This window comes from Izhakiella capsodis, from assembly GCF_900115045.1.
Classification (GTDB): Bacteria; Pseudomonadota; Gammaproteobacteria; order Enterobacterales; family Enterobacteriaceae; genus Izhakiella; species Izhakiella capsodis.
Genome location: NZ_FOVC01000004.1, coordinates 223,436 through 248,412, shown reverse-complemented (window position 1 = coordinate 248,412; position 24,977 = coordinate 223,436). Strand labels below are relative to the sequence as shown.

30 protein-coding genes are annotated in these 24,977 nt (G+C 49.6%); 15 read left to right on the top strand and 15 right to left on the bottom strand.

The window, feature by feature from the left end; genetic code table 11:
* Positions 1–382: 382 nt before the first annotated feature.
* Entirely contained in the window at positions 383–1,099 is a 717-nt protein-coding gene (mtgA, locus tag BM191_RS08600) for a monofunctional biosynthetic peptidoglycan transglycosylase (RefSeq protein WP_407927869.1), read from the top strand.
* Between the two features lie 9 nt (positions 1,100–1,108).
* Here the strand turns inward: mtgA and npr are convergent, their stop codons facing one another.
* From npr to BM191_RS08545, 11 genes are all read right to left on the bottom strand, one after another.
* Positions 1,109–1,381, bottom strand: coding sequence for a PTS phosphocarrier protein NPr (npr, locus tag BM191_RS08595; RefSeq protein ID WP_092877142.1), 273 nt, complete (start codon positions 1,379–1,381; stop codon positions 1,109–1,111).
* A complete protein-coding gene (gene rapZ / locus BM191_RS08590; RefSeq protein WP_092877140.1) occupies positions 1,378–2,232 on the bottom strand; it encodes an RNase adapter RapZ in 855 nt (284 codons plus the stop codon). Before rapZ ends, npr begins: the two co-directional genes overlap by 4 nt.
* Before the next feature lie 30 nt (positions 2,233–2,262).
* Positions 2,263–2,745: a PTS IIA-like nitrogen regulatory protein PtsN gene (gene ptsN / locus BM191_RS08585; RefSeq protein ID WP_177203319.1), complete on the bottom strand. Its 483-nt coding sequence runs from the start codon at positions 2,743–2,745 to the stop codon at positions 2,263–2,265.
* Positions 2,746–2,944: 199 nt separating this feature from the next.
* Positions 2,945–3,232, bottom strand: a complete 288-nt coding sequence (gene hpf, locus BM191_RS08580; RefSeq protein WP_092877135.1) for a ribosome hibernation promoting factor — start codon at positions 3,230–3,232, stop codon at positions 2,945–2,947.
* A gap of 22 nt (positions 3,233–3,254) precedes the next feature.
* Entirely contained in the window at positions 3,255–4,688 is a 1,434-nt protein-coding gene (gene rpoN, locus BM191_RS08575; RefSeq protein ID WP_092877132.1) for an RNA polymerase factor sigma-54, read from the bottom strand.
* A 48-nt stretch (positions 4,689–4,736) separates the two neighbouring features.
* Positions 4,737–5,462, bottom strand: coding sequence for an LPS export ABC transporter ATP-binding protein (gene lptB, locus BM191_RS08570; RefSeq protein ID WP_092877130.1), 726 nt, complete (start codon positions 5,460–5,462; stop codon positions 4,737–4,739).
* A gap of 6 nt (positions 5,463–5,468) precedes the next feature.
* Entirely contained in the window at positions 5,469–6,014 is a 546-nt protein-coding gene (gene lptA / locus BM191_RS08565; protein WP_092877128.1) for a lipopolysaccharide ABC transporter substrate-binding protein LptA, read from the bottom strand.
* Entirely contained in the window at positions 5,986–6,564 is a 579-nt protein-coding gene (gene lptC / locus BM191_RS08560; protein ID WP_092877126.1) for an LPS export ABC transporter periplasmic protein LptC, read from the bottom strand. Before lptC ends, lptA begins: the two co-directional genes overlap by 29 nt.
* Positions 6,561–7,115 carry a 3-deoxy-manno-octulosonate-8-phosphatase KdsC gene (gene kdsC, locus BM191_RS08555; protein ID WP_092877124.1) on the bottom strand — a complete coding sequence of 185 codons (555 nt, stop codon included), beginning with the start codon at positions 7,113–7,115 and terminating at the stop codon, positions 6,561–6,563. The genes lptC and kdsC overlap by 4 nt, the downstream gene beginning before the upstream one ends.
* 25 nt (positions 7,116–7,140) lie before the next feature.
* Entirely contained in the window at positions 7,141–8,127 is a 987-nt protein-coding gene (gene kdsD / locus BM191_RS08550; RefSeq protein WP_092877121.1) for an arabinose-5-phosphate isomerase KdsD, read from the bottom strand.
* 10 nt (positions 8,128–8,137) lie between these two features.
* Positions 8,138–9,118 carry a calcium/sodium antiporter gene (locus BM191_RS08545; protein ID WP_092877119.1) on the bottom strand — a complete coding sequence of 327 codons (981 nt, stop codon included), beginning with the start codon at positions 9,116–9,118 and terminating at the stop codon, positions 8,138–8,140.
* Positions 9,119–9,334: 216 nt separating this feature from the next.
* Between BM191_RS08545 and mlaF the strand changes: the two genes are divergently transcribed.
* The 7 genes from mlaF (at position 9,335) to murA (ending at position 14,138) form a co-directional block, all read left to right on the top strand.
* Positions 9,335–10,147 carry a phospholipid ABC transporter ATP-binding protein MlaF gene (gene mlaF / locus BM191_RS08540; protein ID WP_092877116.1) on the top strand — a complete coding sequence of 271 codons (813 nt, stop codon included), beginning with the start codon at positions 9,335–9,337 and terminating at the stop codon, positions 10,145–10,147.
* A gap of 7 nt (positions 10,148–10,154) precedes the next feature.
* Entirely contained in the window at positions 10,155–10,937 is a 783-nt protein-coding gene (gene mlaE / locus BM191_RS08535) for a lipid asymmetry maintenance ABC transporter permease subunit MlaE (protein ID WP_092877114.1), read from the top strand.
* 4 nt (positions 10,938–10,941) lie between these two features.
* Positions 10,942–11,487: an outer membrane lipid asymmetry maintenance protein MlaD gene (mlaD, locus tag BM191_RS08530; protein ID WP_092877274.1), complete on the top strand. Its 546-nt coding sequence runs from the start codon at positions 10,942–10,944 to the stop codon at positions 11,485–11,487.
* Between the two features lie 8 nt (positions 11,488–11,495).
* A complete protein-coding gene (mlaC, locus tag BM191_RS08525; protein ID WP_092877112.1) occupies positions 11,496–12,131 on the top strand; it encodes a phospholipid-binding protein MlaC in 636 nt (211 codons plus the stop codon).
* Positions 12,128–12,421: a lipid asymmetry maintenance protein MlaB gene (gene mlaB, locus BM191_RS08520; RefSeq protein WP_092877110.1), complete on the top strand. Its 294-nt coding sequence runs from the start codon at positions 12,128–12,130 to the stop codon at positions 12,419–12,421. The genes mlaC and mlaB overlap by 4 nt, the downstream gene beginning before the upstream one ends.
* Before the next feature lie 124 nt (positions 12,422–12,545).
* On the top strand, positions 12,546–12,800 hold the full coding sequence (gene ibaG / locus BM191_RS08515; protein WP_092877108.1) for a BolA family iron metabolism protein IbaG: 255 nt from the start codon (positions 12,546–12,548) through the stop codon (positions 12,798–12,800).
* 69 nt (positions 12,801–12,869) lie between these two features.
* Positions 12,870–14,138: a UDP-N-acetylglucosamine 1-carboxyvinyltransferase gene (murA, locus tag BM191_RS08510; protein WP_092877106.1), complete on the top strand. Its 1,269-nt coding sequence runs from the start codon at positions 12,870–12,872 to the stop codon at positions 14,136–14,138.
* A gap of 46 nt (positions 14,139–14,184) precedes the next feature.
* On the opposite strand, the gene BM191_RS08505 is transcribed toward murA, so the two are convergent.
* Positions 14,185–14,484, bottom strand: a complete 300-nt coding sequence (locus BM191_RS08505; protein WP_092877104.1) for a helix-turn-helix domain-containing protein — start codon at positions 14,482–14,484, stop codon at positions 14,185–14,187.
* Between the two features lie 854 nt (positions 14,485–15,338).
* Positions 15,339–16,310: an octaprenyl diphosphate synthase gene (gene ispB, locus BM191_RS08500; protein WP_092877102.1), complete on the bottom strand. Its 972-nt coding sequence runs from the start codon at positions 16,308–16,310 to the stop codon at positions 15,339–15,341.
* 292 nt (positions 16,311–16,602) lie between these two features.
* Here ispB and rplU point away from each other — a divergent pair, with 292 nt between their 5' ends.
* From rplU to cgtA, 3 genes are all read left to right on the top strand, one after another.
* Entirely contained in the window at positions 16,603–16,914 is a 312-nt protein-coding gene (gene rplU / locus BM191_RS08495) for a 50S ribosomal protein L21 (protein WP_092877100.1), read from the top strand.
* Positions 16,915–16,929: 15 nt separating this feature from the next.
* Complete coding sequence (gene rpmA, locus BM191_RS08490; RefSeq protein ID WP_078003462.1) at positions 16,930–17,187, top strand: 50S ribosomal protein L27; 258 nt, start codon at positions 16,930–16,932, stop codon at positions 17,185–17,187.
* A gap of 240 nt (positions 17,188–17,427) precedes the next feature.
* The gene (gene cgtA, locus BM191_RS08485; RefSeq protein WP_092877098.1) at positions 17,428–18,603 is read left to right on the top strand and encodes an Obg family GTPase CgtA; all 1,176 of its coding nucleotides are present in this window, start codon (positions 17,428–17,430) and stop codon (positions 18,601–18,603) included.
* A 31-nt stretch (positions 18,604–18,634) separates the two neighbouring features.
* On the opposite strand, the gene dacB is transcribed toward cgtA, so the two are convergent.
* Positions 18,635–20,077 carry a serine-type D-Ala-D-Ala carboxypeptidase gene (dacB, locus tag BM191_RS08480; protein ID WP_092877272.1) on the bottom strand — a complete coding sequence of 481 codons (1,443 nt, stop codon included), beginning with the start codon at positions 20,075–20,077 and terminating at the stop codon, positions 18,635–18,637.
* A gap of 248 nt (positions 20,078–20,325) precedes the next feature.
* Here dacB and greA point away from each other — a divergent pair, with 248 nt between their 5' ends.
* Positions 20,326–20,802: a transcription elongation factor GreA gene (greA, locus tag BM191_RS08475; RefSeq protein ID WP_092877096.1), complete on the top strand. Its 477-nt coding sequence runs from the start codon at positions 20,326–20,328 to the stop codon at positions 20,800–20,802.
* A 151-nt stretch (positions 20,803–20,953) separates the two neighbouring features.
* On the opposite strand, the gene yhbY is transcribed toward greA, so the two are convergent.
* Positions 20,954–21,247 carry a ribosome assembly RNA-binding protein YhbY gene (yhbY, locus tag BM191_RS08470; protein ID WP_092877094.1) on the bottom strand — a complete coding sequence of 98 codons (294 nt, stop codon included), beginning with the start codon at positions 21,245–21,247 and terminating at the stop codon, positions 20,954–20,956.
* 128 nt (positions 21,248–21,375) lie between these two features.
* Between yhbY and rlmE the strand changes: the two genes are divergently transcribed.
* From rlmE to folP, 3 genes are all read left to right on the top strand, one after another.
* Complete coding sequence (rlmE, locus tag BM191_RS08465; RefSeq protein WP_092877091.1) at positions 21,376–22,005, top strand: 23S rRNA (uridine(2552)-2'-O)-methyltransferase RlmE; 630 nt, start codon at positions 21,376–21,378, stop codon at positions 22,003–22,005.
* Positions 22,006–22,060: 55 nt separating this feature from the next.
* Positions 22,061–23,968, top strand: coding sequence for an ATP-dependent zinc metalloprotease FtsH (gene ftsH / locus BM191_RS08460; RefSeq protein ID WP_092877089.1), 1,908 nt, complete (start codon positions 22,061–22,063; stop codon positions 23,966–23,968).
* Positions 23,969–24,069: 101 nt separating this feature from the next.
* Positions 24,070–24,918 carry a dihydropteroate synthase gene (folP, locus tag BM191_RS08455; RefSeq protein WP_092877087.1) on the top strand — a complete coding sequence of 283 codons (849 nt, stop codon included), beginning with the start codon at positions 24,070–24,072 and terminating at the stop codon, positions 24,916–24,918.
* The last annotated feature ends 59 nt before the right edge of the window (positions 24,919–24,977 follow it).

Here is a 24,977-nt window from a genome sequence, read left to right as displayed (position 1 = left end):
GAGTTTTTTCTATCTTATGGTCGTTTTGAAAAATGGTCCTGGTCCGCTCCAGAAGAACATGGCAGTCTTGTTGCCAGAAATGGGAACTATCGACAAGTGTATCTTGCGGATACAGAGGCCGATATTGTAACAAATAATAAGTAGTTAGGTATTTATTTGAATGGATCAGGAAGAAATTTACACTGCAAAAAATAATTTCAAACGTTATTTATTAAATGAGCTAACTAATAAGTGCAATTAATCTTTGTTTTTTTAAATGAAGTTGCCTCGCAGCTGCGGTATCAAAGCTGAGCCTGGCTGGCATCGGGACTGAGTGACTAAACGGTGAGCGTTAACTTGAACCATTTATGGATTTTTTGTAATCCAACGTGGGGAGTGAATGTTGAGAAAATGGAAAGGTTGGCAGCGAGTTAAACGTCTGATAATCAGAGTGGTTCTGGGTATTCTGGTTATATGGGTGACAAGCATCATTCTCTTTGCTTTCCTGCCAGTACCGTTCTCTGCAGTAATGGCTGAACGTCAAATCGGAGCTTGGTTGCGCGGTGATTTCGGCTTCGTGACGCATTCTGACTGGATTGGCAGTGATGCTATATCCCCCTGGATGAAGCTGGCTGTTATCGCCTCTGAAGATCAAAAGTTTCCGACTCACTGGGGTTTTGATGTCGCCGCAATCGAATCAGTACTCGATGGCAGCCGCGATGGGCAGTTACGTGGAGCCTCAACGATTTCTCAGCAGACGGCTAAAAATGTTTTTCTTTGGGATGGACGAAGCTGGGTGCGAAAAGGGCTTGAGGCAGGGTTAACCGTCGGCATTGAAACTGTCTGGAGCAAGCGGCGTATTCTGACCGTCTATCTTAACGTCGCTGAATTTGGAAAGGGTATTTTTGGCGTTGAAGAGGCGTCGCGTCGATATTTTCATAAACCTGCCAGCAAGATAACACCGGCTGAAGCTGCGCTGCTGGCATCGGTATTGCCCAGCCCATTGCGTTTTCGCGCTGATGTTCCTTCCGCTTATCTACGCCAGCGCCAGCTGTGGATATTGCTTCAAATGCGCCAGCTGGGAGGAGAAGGGTTTCTGCGTGAGCATAATCTGCTATGACTATCAGGTTTAATCTTCGTCAAAACCGGCATCAAAAAGTTCGATAACTGCTGCCAGTGCCTGTTGCTCCTGGGGGCCGCTGGCCTCTATTTCGATGTTGCCTCCTTTTGCTGAGTCCAGCATCAGTAAGGCAATTACGCTACTGGCTTCGGCTTCTGTGCCGCTTTCATTTCGTAGCAAAACCTCTGCGTCATAACTTTGCACTAACTCAAATAGTTTCATTGCTGGTCGGGCATGCATGCCTAATTTATTCTTAATTTCAACGCGTTGCTTGACAGTCATGATTTACGTTTTTCCAAAGTTCGGTGGCGGGACTGGACGTTTTTACCGCGTGAGCGGAAATAGTCAGCCAGCTGTTCCGCGATAAAAACTGATCGATGCTTACCGCCGGTGCACCCGATGGCGATAGTGAGATAGCTACGATTATTGGTTTCAAGCATCGGCAACCACAGCTCCAGGTAGCTGCGCGTTTGGTAAATGAAGTTATGAACTTCCGTGTGACGATCGAGAAAAGCGGCTACCGGCCTGTCCAGACCAGTCATCGGACGAAGTTTTGGATCCCAATGTGGATTGGGTAAAAAACGCACGTCGAACACATAGTCGGCATCAATTGGAATACCATGTTTATAGCCGAAAGACTCAAACACCATTGTAAGTTCGCGCTCGCGTTTGCCTAACAGCCGGGTACGCAGCATTTCAGCCAGCTCGTGAACCGACATTTCTGACGTGTCGATAATCAGGTCGGCTTTCGAGCGAAGAGGTTCCAACAGGTTATTTTCTTCATCAATTGCGCTTTCGAGTGACAGGTTCTTGCTGGAGAGCGGATGCAGTCGGCGCGTATCACTGTAGCGACGGATCAAGGTGCTGCGGTCAGCATCGAGAAACAGCAGCTGTGGGGAGAAGGTATCAGGTAAATTAGTCAGAGCTGTTTCAAGAATTTCTGGCGTCTCCGGCATGTTGCGTACGTCTATGCTAACAGCCGCAGATGTTTGTCGTTCGGTCAGCGAATTTGCCAGTGCGGGCAGTAACTCTACCGGCAAATTATCAACGCAATAAAACCCCATATCTTCGAGTGCGCGCAAAGCAACGGACTTACCTGACCCCGATCGACCACTGACGATCATCAGCACCATGTACTTTCTCCTGAGTTGCAGCAGACTAAATTACAGGATCTCTTCATTACCTTCTGTGATGATCTGATAAAGCTCTTCATCATTTTGCGCGGCGCGCAGACGACGGCAGATTGACTTATCGGCCAAACGTTTCGCTACTAACGACAAGGTATGCAAATGCGTCTTGCACTGATCCGCCGGGACCAGCAAAGCAAATAGCAGGTCGACAGGCTGATTATCAATCGCGTCAAAAGGAATCGGTTGGTCGAGACGAATAAACACCCCTACGGCGCGTAAGGTGTCTTCCTCAAGTTTGCCATGCGGAATGGCAATGCCGTTACCGATTCCGGTACTTCCCATACGTTCACGGGTGAGTATTGATTCGAAAATAGTTTGATGAGGCAAATTTAACTGCTCTGCGGCCAGCTCACTGATGATTTCCAGCGCTCTTTTTTTACTCTGGCAATGTACTCCGCTACGCGTGCAGGACTGGCTTAGTACCGCGTTAAGTTCCAGTGTTTGATCAGTATTCATCATAGTTTCACTTAGGTGTTCATTTACGCCCGGTGTATTGCTTTATGTTACTCATACCTGAACCCTGGATCAGTTCTAGGCCAGATTCAACCCTTTGTACGCCTGATTGATTAACGGCTCGCCTCAAGGGCGAGCCGATAGGTTATTGCGCGGAATGTCGCCTGTGGCGCCGTGCTCGTTGTATCGCTCTTTGTTAAGATTAGTGCTGTTTCAATTTATCTTTATGTTTATTTAGCTGCCGAGCCAGTTTATCAACTAACCCGTCAATGGATGCATACATATCTCTCCCTTCCGCAGTGGCATGTAGTTCGCCTCCATTCACGTGCAGCGTGGCTTCCGCTATTTGCGAGAGCTTCTCTACCTTTAAAACAATATAGACTTGATTGATTCTGTCAAAAAATTGTTCAAGTTTGGCAAACTTAGTATTAACGAAATCACGTAATGCGTCGGTGATTTCAACATTTTGCCCAGTAATATTTAGCTGCATAGTTGCTTCCTTATCAGTTCGTTCAAACAAGCCGCTTACGCTGGTTTGAGGGCGGGATGGATAAAGATTCACGGTATTTAGCTACAGTGCGCCGTGCCACCATAATGCCCTGTTTCGAGAGCAGGGTAGTCAGCTTACTGTCGCTGAGGGGCTTAGCTGGGTTCTCCGCTAAGACGAGTTTTTTTACCAGCGCACGGATAGCGGTTGAAGAGGCTTCTCCGCCTCCTTCAGTATTAACATGACTGGAGAAAAAGTATTTAAGTTCAAATATACCTCGCGGACTGTGGAGATATTTTTGTGTGGTAACACGAGAAATAGTTGACTCGTGCATGTCCACTGCGCTGGCAATGTCCGCCAGCACCATTGGCCGCATATACTCTTCGCCCTGATTGAAGAACGCTTGCTGTTGTTCCACGATACAGCGAGACACTTTTAGTAGTGTTTCGTTGCGGCTCTCAAGGCTTTTGATCAGCCAGCGGGCTTCTTGTAAATTGCTTCGAATAAACTGACTGTCAGCATCGCTACGGATACGACTGCCAAGTGCGGCGTATTGTTGGTTAATTTTGAGGCGGGGAATGCTATCGGCGTTAAGCTCTACCGACCAGTGATCCTGGACTTTACGTACTAGCACATCAGGAATGACGTATTCCGGTTCGCTGGTATTGACCGATTGCCCGGGACGTGGATCGAGCGACTGAATGAGCCGCATTGCGCCTTTAAGGGCGTCCTCTTTGAGACGGGATACCCGCATAAGAGTCCGAAAGTCATGGTTTGCCAGCAGATCTAAATAATTACTCACCACCATGCGCGCTTCATTTAGCCAGGGTGTTTCGGCAATAAACTGTGACAGTTGTACCAACAGGCAGTCACGCAGGTCGCGTGCCGCAACCCCTACGGGATCAAAGCGCTGAATGCGCTTAAGCACGGCCTCGATCTCTTCCATCATCAGCTCGTTGTCGCCAATGCTGTCGTGTATATCTTCCAGCGATACGGTCAAATAACCGGTATCGTCAACAGCATCTACAATGGAGGTGGCGATCGCACGATCATTATCGGAAAAAGGGGTAAGCTCCACCTGCCACATCAAGTAGTCCTGCAGGGTCAGCGTGGTTTCGCCCTGGTAGACAGGCAGCTCTTCATCGTGATAGTCAGCTCCGGTGCTGGAAGATGTTCCTGCGGTGTAAATTTCGTCCCAAGTTGTGTCCAGCGGTAGCTCTTCCGGCATGTCTTTTTGTTCAAGAGCCTCACGCGTGTCCAGGGTGTCATTCTCCGCAACGGCGTGAATGTCGATCTCGTCATTACTTTCGCTTTGTTCCAGAAGCGGATTACTATCAAGCGCCAGCTGGATTTCCTGCTGAAGTTCAAGCGTGGAAAGCTGCAGCAAACGAATAGCCTGCTGTAGCTGCGGTGTCATGGCGAGCTGCTGACTGAGGCGGAGTTGCAAGCCTTGCTTCATAGTCAGGATGTCATCTCCCCGTAATACTGACCCATTTTGAACACCTTATCAGAGTCTGAACTCGTCACCCAAATAAACGCGTTTCACCTGCTCATTAGCCAGCACTTCCTCTGGCGTACCGTGGGCGATCATATGGCCCTGGCTGACAATATAGGCACGTTCACAAACCGCCAGGGTCTCACGCACGTTATGGTCGGTAATCAGTACACCGAGGCCACTATCGCGCAGGTGTTCGATAATTTTTTTTATATCGATAACTGAGATTGGGTCAACGCCGGCGAAGGGTTCATCCAGGAGTATAAATTTAGGGTTGGCAGCCAGCGCCCGGGCAATTTCGACCCGGCGTCGTTCTCCACCTGACAGAGACTGACCGAGGCTGTTACGCAGATGCTCTATATGGAACTCTTCCATCAGGTCATTGGCGCGATCTTCGCGCTGTTCAGCGGTAAGATCTTCACGAATTTGCAGCACCGCCATCAGGTTGTCGTAAACCGTCAGACGGCGGAAAATTGACGCTTCTTGCGGTAGATAGCCTATGCCCCGTCGAGCGCGGGCATGAAGCGGAAGAACACTGATATCATTATCGTCAATGACAATTCGACCGGCATCGCGCGGCACAATACCGACCACCATATAAAACGTGGTCGTTTTTCCAGCACCATTCGGCCCGAGTAAACCGACGATTTCGCCTGAGTTTACCGTCAGACTGACATCTTTGACAACCTGGCGGCCTTTGTAAGCTTTCGCCAGGTTCTCTGCAATTAAGGTTGCCATATAGCGTTAGTTACTCTTTTTGACCTGAACGTTGCTGTTTTTATTCTGCAACTGGGACGGAACCAGAACTGTCGTTACGCGTTTACCCGTGTTGCTGAATGCCTGCATTTTTTGTTGCTTCACCAGATAAGTGATGCGGTCGCCATTTACACTGCTGTCTTGCTGCTGCAAAAATGCGTTGCCGGTAAGCTCAACAAAATCATTGGCCAGTTCATAGTGAAGTTTAGAGGCATGACCTTGAACCGGCTTACCATTGTCCTGCATTTGATAAAAAGTGGCTGGATTACCATAGGCGTCAATAACCGTTTTTTTACTGTCGCCACCAGGGCGGTTAACGACAACTCTATCTGCGGTTATTTTAATTGACCCCTGCGTAGCGATGACGTTGCCAGTAAAAGTTGCCACGTTGCCCTGCATATCCAGAGACTGGTTTTTCGAAACGATGTGAACCGGCTTATCCGTATCTCCGGTGAGCGCCAGAGCGGGTAGTGCAGTAGCCAATATGGAGCCGGCCAGAAGTAACTTAATGCTGTTTTTGGTTTTGGATTTCATAAGACGTTTGGACCTTTTCAATCAGCTGGGCCGTTTTCTTCCGTAAATTACCGCGCATCTGCATGCCGGTTGAGTTAAAGTTGGTGCCATAAAGCGTGACTTTATCAACTGAGGTTACGTCCAGTGTTGTCAGATTGATCACTGCATTATCTGTAACAATTCGCTGTAGCTGCGAGGTGCTGGTCAGGCTTTTCATCTCTACATGGCCGTATAGATAAAGCATGCGATCGTGGGTCAGGCGGGCTTTATCTGCCCGGATAGACCAGATCGGCACTTTGTTTGTATCGTATGTCGTCATGACTGGCTTATCGAACCAGCTGACTTCATGTTGGGTGAAATAAGCTACCTTATCTGATATCAGCTGGTAATTTAGTGAGCCGTCCGGGCTGTATACCACCGTATCTGAGTGCTCGCTGGTATAAGTAGGATCGTTATTGTCCCCGCTGTTCAGATTTTCAGTTTCACTGCTGTTATCGGCCATATTCCAGCCGATCATAATCAGGGCGATCAAAGCCAGAATGAGCGTTATCCAGCGCTTAAATTTACTCATACTGACTGCCCTTTGGCCTCATCAAACTTATCCTGTGCGATTAAAATCAGGTCGCAAATTTCACGTACCGCGCCGCGTCCGCCTTTAATTTGTGTGACGTAGTCTGCTCGTGGCAGCAAGGCCGGATGTCCGTCGGCAACAACAACGCTCAGTCCAACCCGTGCCATAACTGGCCAGTCTATCAGGTCATCACCGATATAGGCGATTTGCTCAGGTGCCAACGACAGTTTATCCACAAGTTCAGCGAAGGCCAAAAGCTTATCGGATTGGCCCTGGTAAAGATGTGTAATTCCCAGAGTGGTACAACGGTCTTCCAGCAATTTTGCTTTGCGGCCGGTAATAATAGCGACTTCGACGCCCGAGGTCAGCAAACAACGCACGCCATAACCATCGCGTACATTAAACGCTTTTAACTCCTCACCGCTGTTGCCCAAGTAGATCATGCCATCGGACATAACGCCGTCAACGTCGCAAATCAATAGCTTGATTAAACGGGCTTTTTGCAGCACAGCGCTATTGACCGGGCCGTAACAGGTTTCAACCATGACCATTTTTCTTGATATCTCTTTTATCAGCCTATACTACGCCCGCACGAAGCAGGTCGTGCATATGAATAACGCCCAGCAGCAGATCGCCATCGGCAACCAGCACCGCGGTAATATTTTTATTTTGCATAATATTCAGCGCATCGACCGCCAGAATTGCTGGTCTCACCCGAACGCCTCCTGGGGTCATCACTTCGTCGATACGGATCTGTTGAAAGTCGACACCCATATCCAGCACGCGGCGCAGATCGCCATCGGTAAATATACCTTCAATCTGCATTAAATCATCACAGATAACCGTCATTCCGAGGTGCTTACGGGTAATTTCCAACAGAGCATCACGAAGGCAGGCATCACGGCTGACGTGAGGAATCTCATCTCCGGTGTGCATGATATCATCGACGCGCAACAATAGCTTACGTCCGAGTGCGCCGCCAGGATGGGAAAGCGCGAAATCCTCTGCGGTAAAGCCCCGCGCTCTGAGCAGTGCGACCGCCAGCGCATCGCCCATCACCAATGCCGCTGTGGTACTGCTCGTTGGTGCTAATCCTAGCGGGCAGGCCTCCTGAGGCACTTTCACACACAGATGAATGTCCGCGGCGGTTCCCATACTGCTTTCCGGGCGGCTGGTGATACAAATCAGTGCGACTCTCAGGCGCTTTAGCACAGGAATCAGGGCGAGGATTTCCGCTGACTCGCCGGAGTTAGAAATAGCAATGACCACATCGCCTGGCGAGACCATTCCCAAATCGCCATGACTAGCCTCTGCAGGGTGGACGAAAAAAGCCGGAGAACCGGTGCTGGCGAAAGTTGCCGCTATTTTTTTTCCGATATGACCCGACTTCCCTATGCCCATCACAACGATTTTTCCGTGGCAGTAAAATATCTTTTCGCAGGCGCGACTGAAATCGTCATTAATGTAATTATCCAACTGCTCAAGGCCCTCGCGCTCAATGCGCAGAACCTCTTTGCCAGCCTGTTGAAAGTCAAAACCAGGTTCAAGTTCGCTGTAGGGCATAATTTAGTCCTTACCAGAAGCTCTGTGAGGGGGAAAAGTAAAGCAGCACTACCCAGAGGAGAAAACTACAAAGTAACAGAGATCCCGTTACTCGGCCGATACGTCGGCGGCGCTGCAGACAAATCAGCGTAAACACTGCGCTAACGCCGAGCATAATCCAGTAATCACGGTCAAAGGCATCGCTGTCAATACTGCCTGGGTGCAGTAAAGTCGGCACGCCAAGTACAATAGCAATATTATAAATGTTAGAACCAATAAGATTGCCAATAGCAATGTCGTCTTCGCCTTTCAGCGCACCGGCAATCACTGTAGCCAGTTCAGGCAGGCTGGTACCGACCGAAATTATCGTCAGGCCGATGATTAGCTCGCTGACACCGAGATAATCGGCAACAACCGTTGCGTTATCAATAACCATATTTGTGGCAACCGGGAGCATAATTAGCGCTACCGCAAGCCAGAGAAATGCCACCGTGTTGCTGGTATCCCCAAGAGGGAGTTCCGCCAGTTGCTCGCGGGGCAGCGTATCGCTGTTGTTGTGGGCGGCGCGTTTTGCAATATGGATAACCACCAGCAAATAGGCTAATGCCATGATGATTAATAGCAGACCATCCACCCGGCTTAGCTCATTATCAAACAGCAAAAAACCACTGAGTAAGGTAACCAGCAGCATCAGCGGTATTTCGCGTCTGATCAGGTTGGATTGTACGGTAAGAGGATGGATCAGCGCCGCGCCGCCGAGAATCAGCAGAATGTTAATAATGTTTGATCCCAACGCTGTACCCACAGACATGTCAAGCTGGCCATGATTCGCCGCCGACAGTGAAACAATGAATTCAGGTAACGATGTTCCAATTCCAACGACCGTCATACCGATAATCAGCGGAGGTATCCCCAGAGAGCGACAAAGGATCGATGCGCTGAAAACCAGGCGGTCTGCACCATAGGCCAACAGCACCAAACCGATTACCAGAAGGGTGGTAGCAACAAGCATGAAGGATCCTTTTTGCGAAACCATTATCGTTTTATATAGACGATGGCAGGCAAGCTTATAATAATGGATGTGATTCTGACGCTGTGAAAAGAAAAAGTAAAACTTATGCGAGGATCTGTGGTCTTTACGCGGTAAGTTTCTGTAAAAGTCACTTCTTCAGAATTTAATGGGTTACCATCTACGTGGATTACTCTTACCCGTTTAGCAGAGGTCATAATGGAGCAGATGCCAGCAAATCTGGTTGAAGTCCGCGGCGTTACTTTCAGTCGCGGCGACCGCATCATCTTTGACGATGTATCTTTGGTGGTGCCTGAAGGTAAAGTGACGGCAATTATGGGGCCATCAGGGATTGGCAAAACGACCCTGCTCAGGCTTATCGGCGGGCAGCTGCAACCCGATAAAGGCGAGATCTTGTTCCAAGGCGATAATATTCCGGCCTTGTCTCGCTCACACCTTTACGCCGTCAGAAAGAAAATGAGCATGTTGTTCCAGTCTGGCGCACTGTTTACCGATCTCTCCGTTTTCGATAATGTTGCCTGGCCATTGCGCGAACATACCCGGTTGCCCGAGCCGCTGCTGCACACAACGGTCATGATGAAGCTGGAAGCGGTCGGTCTGCGTGGTGCGGCGCGGCTGATGCCGTCCGAGCTTTCTGGCGGTATGGCTCGGCGTGTCGCGTTAGCGCGAGCCATCGCGCTTGAGCCAGATCTGATTATGTTTGATGAGCCTTTTGTCGGGCAGGATCCGATCACAATGGGCGTGTTGGTTAAGCTGATTGATGAACTCAACCATGCTCTGGGTGTCACCTGTATTGTGGTTTCCCATGACGTGCCGGAAGTGCTGAGCATTGCTGATTATGCCTACATTATCGCTGGCCAGAAGGTAATAGCCCAGGGAACTGCTGAACAACTAAAACAAAATTCGGATAGCCGCGTCAGGCAGTTTATAGACGGTATTGCTGACGGGCCGGTGCCTTTTCGTTTTCCGGCAGGTGAATATCTGGCGGATTTAATCGGATCAGGGAGTTAATCTGACAATGTTAGTTCGTTTACTGGCCTCGCTAGGACGACGCGGCATTCAAACGTGCGCATCTTTTGGCCGCGCCGGAATCATGCTGTTCCATGCACTAATCGGACGGCCTGAGTTTCGTAAGCACGGATCCCTGCTTGTAAAGCAGCTTTATAGCGTGGGGGTGCTGTCGTTGCTTATTATCGTTGTATCGGGTTTGTTTATCGGCATGGTGATTGGGCTGCAAGGCTATCTGGTACTGACCACCTATAGCGCAGAAACCAGTCTCGGAATGCTGGTGGCCCTATCGCTGCTACGTGAGCTGGGGCCGGTGGTCACCGCGCTGCTATTTGCCGGCCGTGCGGGATCAGCCTTGACGGCCGAAATCGGCTTGATGAAAGCCACAGAGCAGCTTTCCAGTATGGAAATGATGGCGGTCGATCCGCTACGGCGTGTGGTTTCCCCGCGTTTCTGGGCCGGCTTTATTAGCATGCCGCTGCTAACGGTGATTTTTGTCGCCGTAGGCATATTAGGTGGCGCGCTTGTTGGTGTTAGCTGGAAAGGCATTGATAGCGGCTTTTTTTGGACGACAATGCAGAACGCCGTCGACTTGCGAAAAGATATTGTGAACTGCGTTATTAAGAGCGCAGTATTCGCCATTACCGTGACCTGGATAGCCTTGTTTAATGGCTATAATGCCATTCCGACTTCGGAAGGGATTAGCCGGGCGACGACTCGTACCGTAGTACACGCATCGTTAGCGGTACTGGGGCTGGATTTTGTGCTGACGGCACTGATGTTTGGGAACTGATGCTATGCAAACTAAGAAAAGTGAAATTTGGGTCGGTGCTTTTTTACTTCTGGCACTTTGTGCGGCCATTTTTCTGTGCCTGCGCGTTGCGGGTATAAAATCGCTGGGCAATGAACCCACATGGCGTCTTTACGCGAATTTTGACAATATCGGTGGCCTGAAAACCGGTTCGCCGGTGAAAATTGGTGGCGTGGTGATCGGGCGAGTTACTGATATTTCGCTCGATCCTAAAACGTATCTGCCACGTGTTACTATGGCGATTGAGGATAAATATAATCAGCTACCGAATACCAGTTCGCTGGCCGTGCGCACGCAGGGCCTACTTGGCGAGCAGTTTTTGGCTTTAAATGTTGGTTTTTCCGATCCGGAAATGGGAACGGCTATGTTGAAAGATGGCAGTACCCTTCAGGATACGAAGTCGGCGCTGGCGTTGGAGGATCTCATCGGACAGTTCCTGTATAAGAGCCACGATGAAAGTGAAAACAAAGGTCAGCACCCGGTGCAGGATGGCACTCCGCCTGAACTCTCTGCACCTACACAGACTAAATGAGGATTGGTATGTTTAAACGTTTAATGATGATTGCACTGCTGGCGATCGCGCCGTTGACCGCCAACGCGGCGCTTGACCAAAGTAACCCCTATAAGCTGATGGACCAGGCTGCAGCAAAAACCTTTAGTCGTTTAAAAACTGAGCAGGCGAAAATCAAACAAGACCCTAACTACCTGCGTCAGATAGTCCGCCAGGAACTACTGCCTTACGTGCAGATAAAATATGCCGGCGCGCTGGTTCTGGGGCGTTATTATCAACAGGCAACCCCTGCCCAACGTGAGGCCTATTTTAAAGCCTTCGGCGATTATCTGGCTCAGGCATATGGTCAGGCGCTTGCGCTCTACCACGGTCAACGCTATAAGGTAGCGCCTGAGCAGCCCCTTGATAATGCCACTATTATCGCTATCCGCGTCACGATTTTAGATCCGAATGGCCGACCGCCAGTAAGGCTCGATTTCCAGTGGCGTAAGAATAGCGTTACCGGCGGCTGGCAAGCATTCGATATGATTGTTGAAGGTGTAAGTATGATCACTACTAAGCAAAATGAGTGGAGTGATATCCTGCGCACTCAGGGTATCGATGCACTGACCAAACGTCTGGAGTCTTATGCCGCTCAGCCAATAACGCTGGATAACCAGCGATGAGTCAGCAGCTCACCTGGCGCTGCGTGGATGGGCGCCTGGCGTTGAACGGCCGGCTGAATCACGAGACGTTATTGCCACTATGGCCGCAGCGTGATGAGCTGATAAAAGGCGTTAGCCTGCTGGATGTCAGCGGCCTTGAGCAGGTGGATACTGCTGGACTGGCGCTGTTGGTTCATCTCCGAGAAGAGGCGATTAAGCAAGGCCAAACGTTACAGATAATGGGCATAACCGACAGGTTACAATCGCTTATCTCTTTATATAATTTACAGCAGCTGGTGCCTGGCGACTAGCCGTGTATCGCTACCGCATATTACAGAAAGCCCCTGTGCAGACCGGGGCTTTCTGCTTGTTTAAGATAAAGGCAAACTCCTCTACTATGTGAGGCTGTTATCATCAATCAACGTCAGAACGGTCATGGAAAATAGCGAAATACAATCCGTGCTTTTAAGCGCGCTGCCTTTAGATGAGGTTCACGTTTCAGGCGATGGCAGTCACTTTCAGGTGATCGCTGTCGGTGAAGTTTTTGCCGATCTGAGTCGGGTAAAGAAACAGCAGGCGGTCTACGCGCCCCTGATGGAGTACATTGCGGATAACCGCATTCATGCGGTTTCCATCAGAACGTACACGCCAGCTGAATGGGCGCGAGACCGTAAACTGAACGGTTTTTAATAGATTTGTCTGACCTCAGCTCGCCTGCGGTCAGCAAATGCTTATTTTGGTAAATTGAGAGCTGTAGCAATGGATAAATTTCGTGTGCAGGGGCCAACACGGCTGAATGGTGAAGTAACGATTTCCGGAGCGAAAAATGCTGCGCTGCCGATCCTGTTCGCTGCTCTGTTGGCTGAAGAGCCAGTTGAAATCCAGAATGTCCCGAAACTGAGGGATATTGATACCACGATGAAGCTGCTCAGTCAGCTTGGGGCGCAGGTAAAACGTAATGGCTCGGTGCATGTCGATGCCAGCCAGATCAATATTTTTTGTGCGCCTTATGAATTGGTAAAAACCATGCGGGCCTCCATCTGGGCGCTTGGTCCACTGATAGCCCGTTTCGGGCAGGGGCAGGTTTCTTTACCTGGAGGCTGCGCGATTGGTGCTCGCCCGGTTGATTTGCATATTACTGGCCTTGAGCAGCTGGGGGCGGAAATTAAACTGGAGGAGGGCTACGTTAAAGCATCGGTTAACGGGCGTCTGAAAGGGGCGCATATCGTTATGGATAAAGTGAGTGTCGGCGCGACGGTGACAATTATGTCGGCTGCTACCCTTGCTACAGGTACCACTATTATTGAAAACGCCGCTCGCGAGCCTGAAATTGTTGATACAGCTAACTTTCTCAACACTCTTGGTGCAAAGATCAGTGGTATGGGAACCGATCGTATCACCATCGAGGGTGTGGAAAGGCTGGGTGGCGGCGTTTATCGCGTATTGCCCGATCGCATTGAAACTGGAACCTTCCTGGTCGCGGGAGCGGTTTCCGGTGGTAAAGTGACATGCCGCAATACGCGACCTGATACGCTGGATGCTGTTCTGGCGAAACTACGGGAAGCTGGCGCTGAGATTGAAGTGGGTGAAGACTGGATTTCTCTGGACATGCGCGGAAAGCGGCCTAAGGCCGTTAACGTGCGCACTGCACCCCACCCAGGTTTCCCAACGGATATGCAGGCGCAGTTTACCCTGTTAAATCTGGTGGCGGTAGGCACCGGGGTGATTACCGAAACTATTTTTGAAAATCGCTTTATGCATCTGCCCGAGCTTATTCGAATGGGCGCGCATGCTGAAATTGAAAGTAACACCGCAATCTGCCACGGCGTAGCAAAGCTTTCCGGAGCACAGGTGATGGCTACTGACTTGCGTGCATCAGCCAGTCTGGTGCTGGCGGGCTGCATTGCTGAAGGTACTACGCTGGTCGATCGCATTTATCATATCGATCGTGGCTATGATCGCATCGAAGATAAGCTGCGTGAACTTGGCGCTGATATCAAAAGGATCGACGGAGAAGAGGTACTCTGACGTTTCCTGTCGGTGGAAAAAAGGACGACTCAGGTCGTCCTTTTTTTTAGCGCTGCCGGGTGTTGATGTCATTTTCGCCTGTTTTTTCAGATCGAATCAGCCGCTTGCGATCGAGCAGCTCATGTGTGTCTGGATCGTAATAGCGGCTGGGCCATATTTCTGCCGGATGAACATTGAGCGCCTTGGCTATGATCCATTCTCCTTTGGGCCAAGGACGGCATAGGGCATTTGCCAGTGTTGAAGAGCTGAGGCCTGAAGCGCGGGAAAGCGCGGCCAGTGACGTTTTTCTTTTACGTAAAGCCGCAATAATATCTGCTGAATGCCAGTCATTTTTTAGCGATTCCATAAGCCTCCCTTAATGTTTACTGGAAATTCCTTGCTATTACCTGTTCATGTTAATTATTAATCTAATTGCATGATAAATAAGGTTATTGATTTTTTACTTTAACATTTTTAATTATCAAATAGCGTTATAACAAAAAATAAAGTCTGTTTTTATGGAGCTTTCATAAAAATTTCCGTTTTTGCGTCCGAAACCGCATATCGTGTTGTAACGTTGCACGGGGATAGACCGCATCGGTCATAGATAATGTTTGCGTTGGAGGGCGGCTTGCGCCAGCAGCGCGCGGCTATAAAACGGCCGTTCGCTAAGATAATCGTTTTCGATGATCCATTCGGGTCGTGCATTCACCAGGTTCAGACGCATTCTTAGACGCTGCAACGTTATTGACTATCCGTTGAAGCCTGCCGTCCTAACGTTTTCAGGGGGCGCTCTTGATTGATCAAAGAAAATAATAACGCAGGGATAGAAGATAATTATCTAATTAATTGATTTTTTATTAATATTTTCTTCCGGCCCTTAAAGCGCTGAGTGACGTTCGCGTTGTTGTGCAGGGTAGTAGGCTACTGTTGAGGTTTATCGGGCTGGTCTTTCTGCGCATGCCGCAAATCAATCGCTATGCTTATCATCCTGATGTGCATATGTGTCAACTGCTGCTAAGAAAGTAACACAGAAGGAAATTATCCTGACCGCTTCCTGGTATTAACTTACGGCAACGAAAGAGTGGAGGCGCTGACGTTTCCTGCTTGCGAAGGCGCGCCTCAGAGACTTTACGATGAGCGGCGCTCACATCCTGTCTGACAAAAAACTGGCTTGATCGGAGAGCAATCGGGAAGAAGGTGTCGCCGCAATTTAATTATTCAAAATTCACGCTCTACGGACATATGAGCTAATCCTTCAAGCGCGCTTCGCCACGGCGATTCAGGCAGAACCTTAAGCGCGATAATTGCTTTATCGGCTTCCTGTTCGGCACGCTGGCGCGTCCATTCCAGGGAACCGCACTGGTGCATCGCTTCCAGCACTGGTTTGAGCAGATGTCGCCCGTTCCCTTGCTCTATTGCACCACGAATCATCGCCGTCTGATCCGGCGAGCCATGCTGCATAGCATGCAATAGCGGCAGTGTAGGTTTGCCTTCGCTAAGGTCGTCGCCGGCGTTTTTGCCGAGTGTCTTTCCATCCGCGCTGTAGTCCAGTAAATCGTCGATTAGCTGAAAAGCGGTACCGATAAAGCGCCCATAATCCTGTAACGCTTTCTCTTGTTCAGGCGTTGCGCCAGCGAGAATGGCTGAGGCTTGGGCAGCTGCTTCAAACAGGCGGGCGGTTTTACTATAAATGACCTGCATGTAACTTTCTTCAGTAATGTCCGGGTTATTACAGTTCATCAGCTGCATTACTTCCCCTTCAGCGATCACATTCACCGCTTCAGACATAAGCGCCAGCACGCGTAAGGAGCCGATGCCTGTCATCATCTGAAAAGCGCGGGTATAAATGAAATCACCTACCAGCACGCTTGCCGCGTTGCCGAAAGCAGCATTTGCTGTGGCTTTGCCGCGTCGCATGTCTGATTCATCAACCACATCATCGTGCAACAAGGTTGCCGTGTGGATAAATTCGATGAGTGCTGCCACGGTGGTATGTTGTTGTTCGCTGTAATCGAGGGCTCGTGCCGAGAGAATAGCAATCATAGGGCGGATGCGCTTACCGCCGCCGCTGACGATGTAGTAGCCCAATTGATTGATCAACGACACGTCGGAATTCAATTGTTCCATTATGATTGCATTTACATCCGCCATGTCTTGTGCGGTGAGTTTATTTATTTGTTCTAAGTTCATCAGTCTGTTCAGTTGTTACTCATTTTACTGCCAGGATAAGTGCCGGCTTACCGTGGCTGTGCCCTGTTTATCTCCGGGCGTATATGCCCGACATGACGATGGATATATCCAAGAGTGTACTTGAAAATTGAGCGGTTGAAACTCACCTAATCGTGCTGCGCTTTTTTTCTGCAATAGTCGCGAACTGACACTTGTCTTAATCAAGAAACTTGCGTAGAATTCGCGCCCTATTGTGAATAATTTATTGCGCGGCCTGAAATATAAGACGGCAAGCGCGTAAGCGGAGTTTGATATGTACGCGGTTTTCCAAAGTGGTGGTAAACAACACCGAGTAAGCGAAGGTCAGACCATTCGCCTGGAAAAGCTGGACATCGCAACCGGCGAAACTATTGAGTTCGACCAGGTTCTGATGATTGCCAATGGTGAAGACGTGACAATTGGCGCGCCTTTAGTTTCAGGTGGTGTGATTAAAGCAGAAGTTGTTGCTCATGGTCGCGGCGAAAAAGTTAAAATCGTTAAGTTTCGTCGTCGCAAGCACTACCGTAAGCAGCAGGGTCACCGTCAGTGGTTCACTGATGTGAAGATCACTGGCATCAGCGCCTAACAGGAGATCTGACAAATGGCACACAAAAAGGCTGGCGGCTCCACTCGTAACGGTCGCGACTCAAATGCAAAACGCCTCGGCGTAAAACGTTTTGGTGGCGAAAGCGTTCTGGCTGGTAACATCATCGTTCGCCAACGTGGCACTAAATTCCATGCGGGAACTAACGTTGGCTGTGGTCGTGACCACACGCTCTTTGCGACCGAAAATGGTAAAGTCAAATTTGAAGTTAAAGGCCCGAACAACCGTAAGTACGTCAGCATCGTAGCTGAGTAATGGTTATCGCGCCGCACAGCTATTAACACTGTGTAACGATGATTCAGAAAGCCCCGCTCAAGATGGCGGGGCTTTTTTACATTCTGCGCCAGACCGACGTTAGCGATGCACGGTAAGGGTGTTGTATACTTTATACGCAGTTTGCGTTATCGCTGTTTTGAGTCCGCATGGTGTCTTCCCGGATGACAGACGCGGATTTTCCGCGCCTGACATCGGGCGAATGATAGACGGAGAAGTAAGATGAAGTTTGTTGATGAAGCCACTATCCTGGTGGCTGCCGGTGATGGCGGAAATGGTTGCGTTAGCTTCCGTCGGGAAAAGTATATTCCTAAAGGTGGACCGGATGGCGGAGATGGCGGTGACGGCGGTGACGTTTACATTGAAGCTGATGAAAACCTCAATACCCTAATCGATTATCGATTCGAAAAAGCCTTTCGCGCCGAGCGTGGTCATAACGGTCAGAGTCGTGATTGTACCGGTAAGCGCGGTAAAGACGTTACCGTCAAGGTTCCGGTAGGAACGCGTATTATCGATCAGGGGACGGGTGAAACTCTGGGCGATATGATGCGTCACAATCAGCGTTTGATGGTAGCGAAGGGGGGATGGCACGGTCTGGGGAATACCCGTTTTAAATCGTCTGTTAACCGTACGCCGCGTCAGAAAACGATGGGTACCCCAGGCGAGCAGCGCGATCTGCAGCTGGAGTTAATGCTGTTAGCCGATGTAGGGATGCTGGGATTACCGAATGCCGGTAAATCAACGTTTATCCGCGCGGTGTCTGCTGCTAAGCCAAAGGTTGCTGATTATCCCTTTACGACTTTAGTTCCAAGCCTGGGTGTAGTGCGCATGGACAGCGAAAAGAGCTTTGTCGTGGCCGATATCCCCGGCCTGATTGAAGGCGCTTCCGATGGGGCCGGCCTGGGTATCCGTTTTCTAAAACATCTGGAGCGTTGCCGCGTATTGTTGCACCTGATTGATTTGGCGCCGATCGATGAATCTGATCCGGTTGAGAACGCGCGGACCATTCTTGGTGAACTGGAAAAATACAGCGACAAGCTTTTCCAGAAACCACGCTGGCTTGTATTTAACAAAGCTGATCTGCTCGATCCGCAAGACGCGCAGGAGCGCGCCCAGGCTATTGCTGAGACCTTAGGTTGGCAGCAGAAGCATTATGTTATTTCGGCCGCCAGCCACAACGGTATAAAAGATTTGTGCTGGGATGTGATGTCTTTCCTGGTAGCGAATCCTAAGCAGCTTGAAGAGAAAGAGCCTCAGACGGCTGAGAAAGTTGAATTTATGTGGGACGACTACCATCGTGAGCAGCTGGAAGCGGCCCAGGAAGTCGAGGACGATGAGTGGAACGACGACTGGAATGAAGACGATGATGAAGGTGTAGAAACTATTTATCAGCGTTAAGACAAATGGGAGCCAGCGGCTCCCATTATTGCTAGTATTTTGAATAAAGATCGCGATACAGGTGGCTTTCAAAACGTATCAGTGGGATCCGGCGCTGCCGCTGATCCTGAGGCGAAACGGCATATCCCGACAAAAGCTGAACAAATGCGACGTGCTGACCACTTGCGGTGGTCAGGTATCCAGCAAGGTTATACACCCCTGATAGTGAGCCTGTTTTTGCCGACAGCTTACCATCAACCCCCGCTTCATGCAGGCCGCCACGATAGCGTAAAGTACCGTCGTAACCAGCTAGCGGCAGCATAGAAATGAAGTCCAGCTGCTTATCATGCTGTGCAATGTATTGTAGAGCTTGCATCATTGTTTCCGGCGAAAGCAGATCGTGGCGCGATAATCCCGAACCATCGACCTGAATGCTGTTGCCCATATCAATGCCGGCCTTTTGTTTGAGAATACGTCGAACAGCATCAGATCCGGCTCTCCAGGTGCCTGGAACCCCAAAATAGTTATGCCCAATAGTGCGAAAAACGGTATCGGCAATCATGTTATCCGACTTCTTCAGCATGGTGTGCAGAAGATTATGCAGAGGTGCTGATTGTGTTTGCGCCAGCACCGTGCCGGGTTGGTTGACCTGCGTTTGTCTGATCAAGTGCCCACTGTAGTCAATGCCTGCCTCAGAGAGCATTTCCTTCAGCAACTGCCCTGCGTATGCGGCCCCGTCCTGAATGGAAAAGGATAGCGGCAACGGTTCCGCACGCTGCGGCATGCAGCCTGTCAGCGTATAGCGATTTAATTCGCCCGTGACGACATCCAGTTCGCAGTATTGCGCATCCGGAGAGTTGTGGCCCAGCGTACGAACCTGGCTAAACACGCTTACCGGATAATAAGACGCCACGGTGACGTGTGCGATCTCATCAGGTTTGGCTGCGCTGTGCAACGCGACCGAGAAGCAATTACGGTCAACGATCGCAGCAGCGGGTGGCGCATCAAAGCATTCCGAAATATCATTCCATGGCCAGCCGGGCGCTTTGTCATGACTGGCAAACACCGAGGTATCAATCACTAAATTTCCGTCGATATGCGTTATACCCAGTTTTTTAAGCTGAGCGATCATATTGCGCATATCCTGACGGGAAAAGGTAGGATCGCCGTCGAAACGTGCAATCAGATCCCCCGTTAAGGTGCCAGCGCTAACGCTGCCGTGACTCTCCAGCGTGGTGGTGAAGCGAAAGTTCGGCCCCAACTGCAACAGTGCCGCCAGTGCCGTAAGTATCTTCATCGTACTGGCGGGTAGAGCCATCTGCTTATCGTTGTAATCCAGTAATGGTGTGTCAGAACCTACTTTTTGAGCCAGAAATGCCAGACTTGCTCCTTCAGGTAAATATTGCGTATAGCTCTCAATTGAGGCAGCCTGTACAACTTGAGCATTAAGTGAAATCGCGTAGGCTACACCGGTAATAATTCGTAAAAATCGCATAATTTCGCGGCAAAAGGCAGATGGTGCTGTCATACTACGGTGCATTGAGGTGCAAAGTAAACGATGACCCGGGGGGAACTCCTGGGTAAAATACGTATCAAAATGCAAAATGACTTTCTGGCCTGGATACGCTCCGGGTCAGGTTTCTTTCGTTTTTAAATTTGATAACAGGCGCGGCAGAGCGCTTTCTGCAATCACCGGTCAGGATGACGATGTTTTAAATAGGATTGATTTGACGAGGTATTGAGATGAACCAGATTCCGATGACGTTACGCGGTGCGGAAAAGCTGCGTGCTGAACTCGAAGAGTTGAAGTCGGTAAAGCGTCCCCGCATTATCGCTGCAATTGCTGAGGCTCGTGAACACGGAGACCTGAAAGAAAATGCTGAGTATCATGCGGCGCGCGAAGAGCAGGGCTTCTGTGAGGGACGAATCCAGGAGATCGAGGCTAAGCTATCGAACGCCCAAGTGATTGACGTTACGAAAATGAATGCTAATGGACGGGTCATTTTTGGCGCAACGGTTACTGTGCTAAATCTGGAAAATGACGAAGAATCTACTTATCGGATTGTGGGTGACGATGAAGCAGATTTTAAACAGAACCTGATTTCCGTTAACTCACCGATGGCTCGTGGGTTGATTGGTAAGGAGCGGGACGATGTTGTTATCGTCAAAGCGCCGGGCGGAGATGCCGAATACGAAATTATCAAGATTGATTACGTTTAATATCGCCGCCAACTGCGCTGTGAGCACTTTTGACCGTAATGTGTAAAGAAAAGAAAAAGGCCGCCGCGCGGCCTTTTATAGTGATAAATAGCATGGCAAGTTCGTTTGACCAACGTAACGTCGCTTGACGTAAGGCGCTGGGTCAAGGAAATTAGCGAGGAAGGGAAATTTTACGCTCCTGGGATGGACGGTACAGTACCAGTGTTTTACCGATCACTTGCACATTTGCAGCTCCAGTCTCGCGTATGATGGCTTCTACTACCAGGCATTTGGTTTCACGGTCTTCTGTTGCGACTTTTACTTTAATCAGTTCGTGGTGGTCAAGAGCCTGTTCAATTTCGGCTAATACCCCTTCAGTCAGGCCATTGTTACCCAGCATCACAACGGGTTTCAATGGATGGGCCAGCCCTTTCAGGTGCTGTTTTTGTTTAGTACTCAGATTCATCGTATTTTATACTTACACAGGGATTGAAAACGGAGCATTCTACCGCCATCTCCGGTGTATCACCAAATCGACGGTACTGATTTAAGCGGTTTATTTATCGCTCATAATGAATCATAGTTGGAAATTGTATGACTGGTAAAAAGCGTTCAGCCAGCTCCAGCCGCTGGCTACAGGAACACTTTAGCGATAAATATGTTCAGCAGGCGCAGAAAAAAGGCCTGCGCTCGCGGGCCTGGTTTAAACTTGATGAAATACAGCAAAGTGATCAGCTGTTTAAACCTGGAATGTCGGTTGTTGACCTTGGCGCTGCTCCGGGCGGATGGTCCCAATATGTGGTAACGCAGATAGGATCAAAGGGGCGTATTATTGCTTGCGATATTTTGCCAATGGATCCGATTGTTGGTGTTGACTTCCTTCAGGGCGACTTTCGTGATGAATTAGTCATTAAAGCGTTGTTAGAGCGTGTAGGTGATGAAAAAATTCAAGCGGTAATGTCGGACATGGCACCAAACATGAGCGGCACGCCAGAGGTTGACATTCCGCGGTCAATGTATCTGGTTGAGTTAGCGCTTGAGATGTGTCGGGATGTCCTGGCACCCGGCGGTAGTTTTGTAGTGAAAGTGTTTCAGGGAGAAGGCTTTGATGAATACCTGCGGGAAATTCGCTCCCTGTTTACGAAAGTAAAAATTCGTAAGCCGGAAGCTTCGCGCGCACGTTCGCGTGAAGTGTACATTGTAGCGACAGGGCGCAAACTATAGTACCCTACGCTGTCTGTTAACACAGTTGTAATAAGAGGTTAATCCCTTGAGTGACATGGCGAAAAACCTGATTCTCTGGTTAGTCATCGCGGTTGTGCTGATGTCGGTATTCCAGAGCTTTGGGCCCAGCGAGTCTAATAGTCGTAGGGTTGATTATTCAACCTTCCTGCAGGAAGTGAATCAGGATCAGATCCGCGAGGCACGTATTAACGGGCGTGAAATCAACGTAACCAAAAAAGACAGTAATCGATACACGACCTATATTCCTATCAACGACCCCAAGTTGCTCGATAACCTTTTGACTAAAAATGTCAAAGTGGTAGGCGATCCGCCTGAAGAACCGAGTATGCTTACCACTATCTTCATTTCATGGTTCCCCATGCTGTTGCTGATTGGTGTCTGGATCTTCTTTATGCGCCAGATGCAGGGGGGAGGTGGTAAAGGTGCCATGTCCTTTGGTAAAAGCAAGGCGCGGATGCTGACTGAGGACCAGATTAAAACAACGCTTGCAGACGTAGCTGGTTGTGATGAGGCTAAAGAAGAAGTGGGTGAGTTGGTGGAATATCTGCGTGAGCCAAGCCGTTTCCAGAAACTGGGTGGTAAAATTCCAAAAGGCGTGTTGATGGTAGGCCCTCCAGGTACAGGTAAAACTCTGCTTGCTAAGGCCATCGCGGGTGAAGCTAAAGTGCCTTTCTTTACTATCTCTGGTTCCGATTTTGTGGAAATGTTTGTCGGCGTGGGTGCCTCACGCGTACGAGATATGTTTGAACAAGCCAAAAAAGCGGCGCCTTGTATCATTTTTATTGATGAAATTGATGCAGTTGGCCGTCAGCGTGGAGCTGGATTGGGTGGCGGTCACGATGAGCGCGAACAGACTCTTAACCAAATGCTGGTTGAGATGGACGGCTTCGAAGGCAACGAAGGCATTATTGTTATTGCAGCAACTAACCGCCCTGATGTACTTGATCCAGCGTTGCTGCGGCCTGGACGCTTTGACCGTCAGGTAGTCGTCGGATTGCCTGATGTGCGCGGACGCGAGCAGATTTTGAAAGTACATATGCGCCGCGTGCCGCTGGCGACTGATATTGATGCTGCGATTATCGCGCGTGGCACTCCCGGATTCTCCGGCGCAGATTTAGCAAACCTGGTAAACGAAGCTGCGCTGTTTGCCGCTCGTAGTAATCGTCGCGTAGTTTCGATGGTTGAATTTGAGAAAGCTAAAGATAAAATCATGATGGGCGCTGAACGTCGCTCTATGGTGATGACTGAAGCGCAAAAAGAGTCAACGGCTTACCATGAAGCCGGTCATGCAATCATCGGACGCCTGGTGCCGGAGCACGATCCCGTGCATAAAGTTACCATTATTCCTCGAGGTCGCGCGCTCGGCGTAACGTTCTTTTTGCCCGAAGGTGACGCAATCAGTGCCAGCCGACAGAAGCTGGAAAGTCAGATTTCAACGCTGTATGGCGGTCGTCTGGCCGAGGAGATTATCTACGGTGTTGATCATGTTTCAACAGGGGCATCCAACGATATCAAGGTTGCGACTAATCTTGCCCGTAACATGGTTACACAGTGGGGCTTCTCCGAAAAACTCGGTCCGCTTTTGTATGCGGAAGAGGAGGGGGAAGTCTTTCTCGGACGCTCTGTGGCAAAAGCTAAACATATGTCAGATGAAACAGCGCGCATTATCGATCAGGAAGTGAAGCACATGATTGAAATAAATTATCAGCGCGCTCGCGAAATTCTGAACGAGAATATGGATATACTTCACGCAATGAAAGATGCACTCATGAAGTATGAGACCATTGATGCGCCACAGATTGACGATCTGATGGCCCGACGTGAAGTGCGGCCTCCGGCCGGATGGGAGGAGCCGGGTAGCGATAACAGCGATAATAGTTCACCGAAAGCACCTCGCCCTGTTGATGAGCCAACCACGGTAGATCCAGGAAATACCATGTAAGTTACATCTGATGAAATATTTCGGAAGTGTAAACTGAAGCTCAGCCCCGTACCTTTCGGGGCTTTTTTATTTTACCCTGTAGTTCTGAGGAGAAAGCGTTGATGAAACTCCGCGCAGGAAAGAGTGAGCTAGATCTGTCACATCCTCACGTGATGGGAATACTTAACGTTACGCCGGATTCATTCTCAGATGGTGGAAAGCACAATACCCTGATTAAAGCGTTGACTCATGCTAATGAAATGGCTAATGCGGGCGCAACTATCATTGATGTAGGTGGCGAGTCAACACGTCCCGGCGCGCTTGAGGTCAGTGAGCAGGAAGAACTTGATCGCGTTATTCCAGTTGTTGAAGCTATTGCTCAACGTTTCGAGGTTTGGATATCGGTTGATACCTCCAGAGCACGAGTAATTGAAGAGTCAGCGCATGCCGGTGCGCATATCATTAATGATGTACGCTCACTTCAGCTGCCTGGTGCGTTGGAGGCTGCAGCAGCTACGGGGCTGCCGGTTTGTCTCATGCATATGCAAGGGGAGCCGAAGACAATGCAGCTGGATCCCGATTATCAGGATGTGCGACGCGCGGTGCACGACTTTTTTACCCTTCAAATATCACGCTGTGAGGCGGCTGGTATCGAAAAAACGCAGATATTGCTCGATCCGGGATTCGGATTTGGAAAAAACCTTATTCACAATTATCAATTGCTCGCATATTTGGGAGACTATCACCATTTTGGTTTGCCGCTGCTTGTTGGTATGTCGCGTAAGAGTATGATTGGGCAACTGCTAAATGTTGGACCGACGCAGCGCCTTAGTGGTAGCCTGGCCTGTGCAGTTATTGCAGCCATGCAAGGGGCGCATATTATACGTGCTCATGATGTGAAAGAAACGGTGGAGGCAATGCGAGTTGCTGAGGCGACACTCAATGAACGGGAACGCGGGCGGACGCATTAAAAATATCCAAAACCTTAAACCAGTGGACGTGAGTAGCCTGAACGCATGCCGCTGTGTAG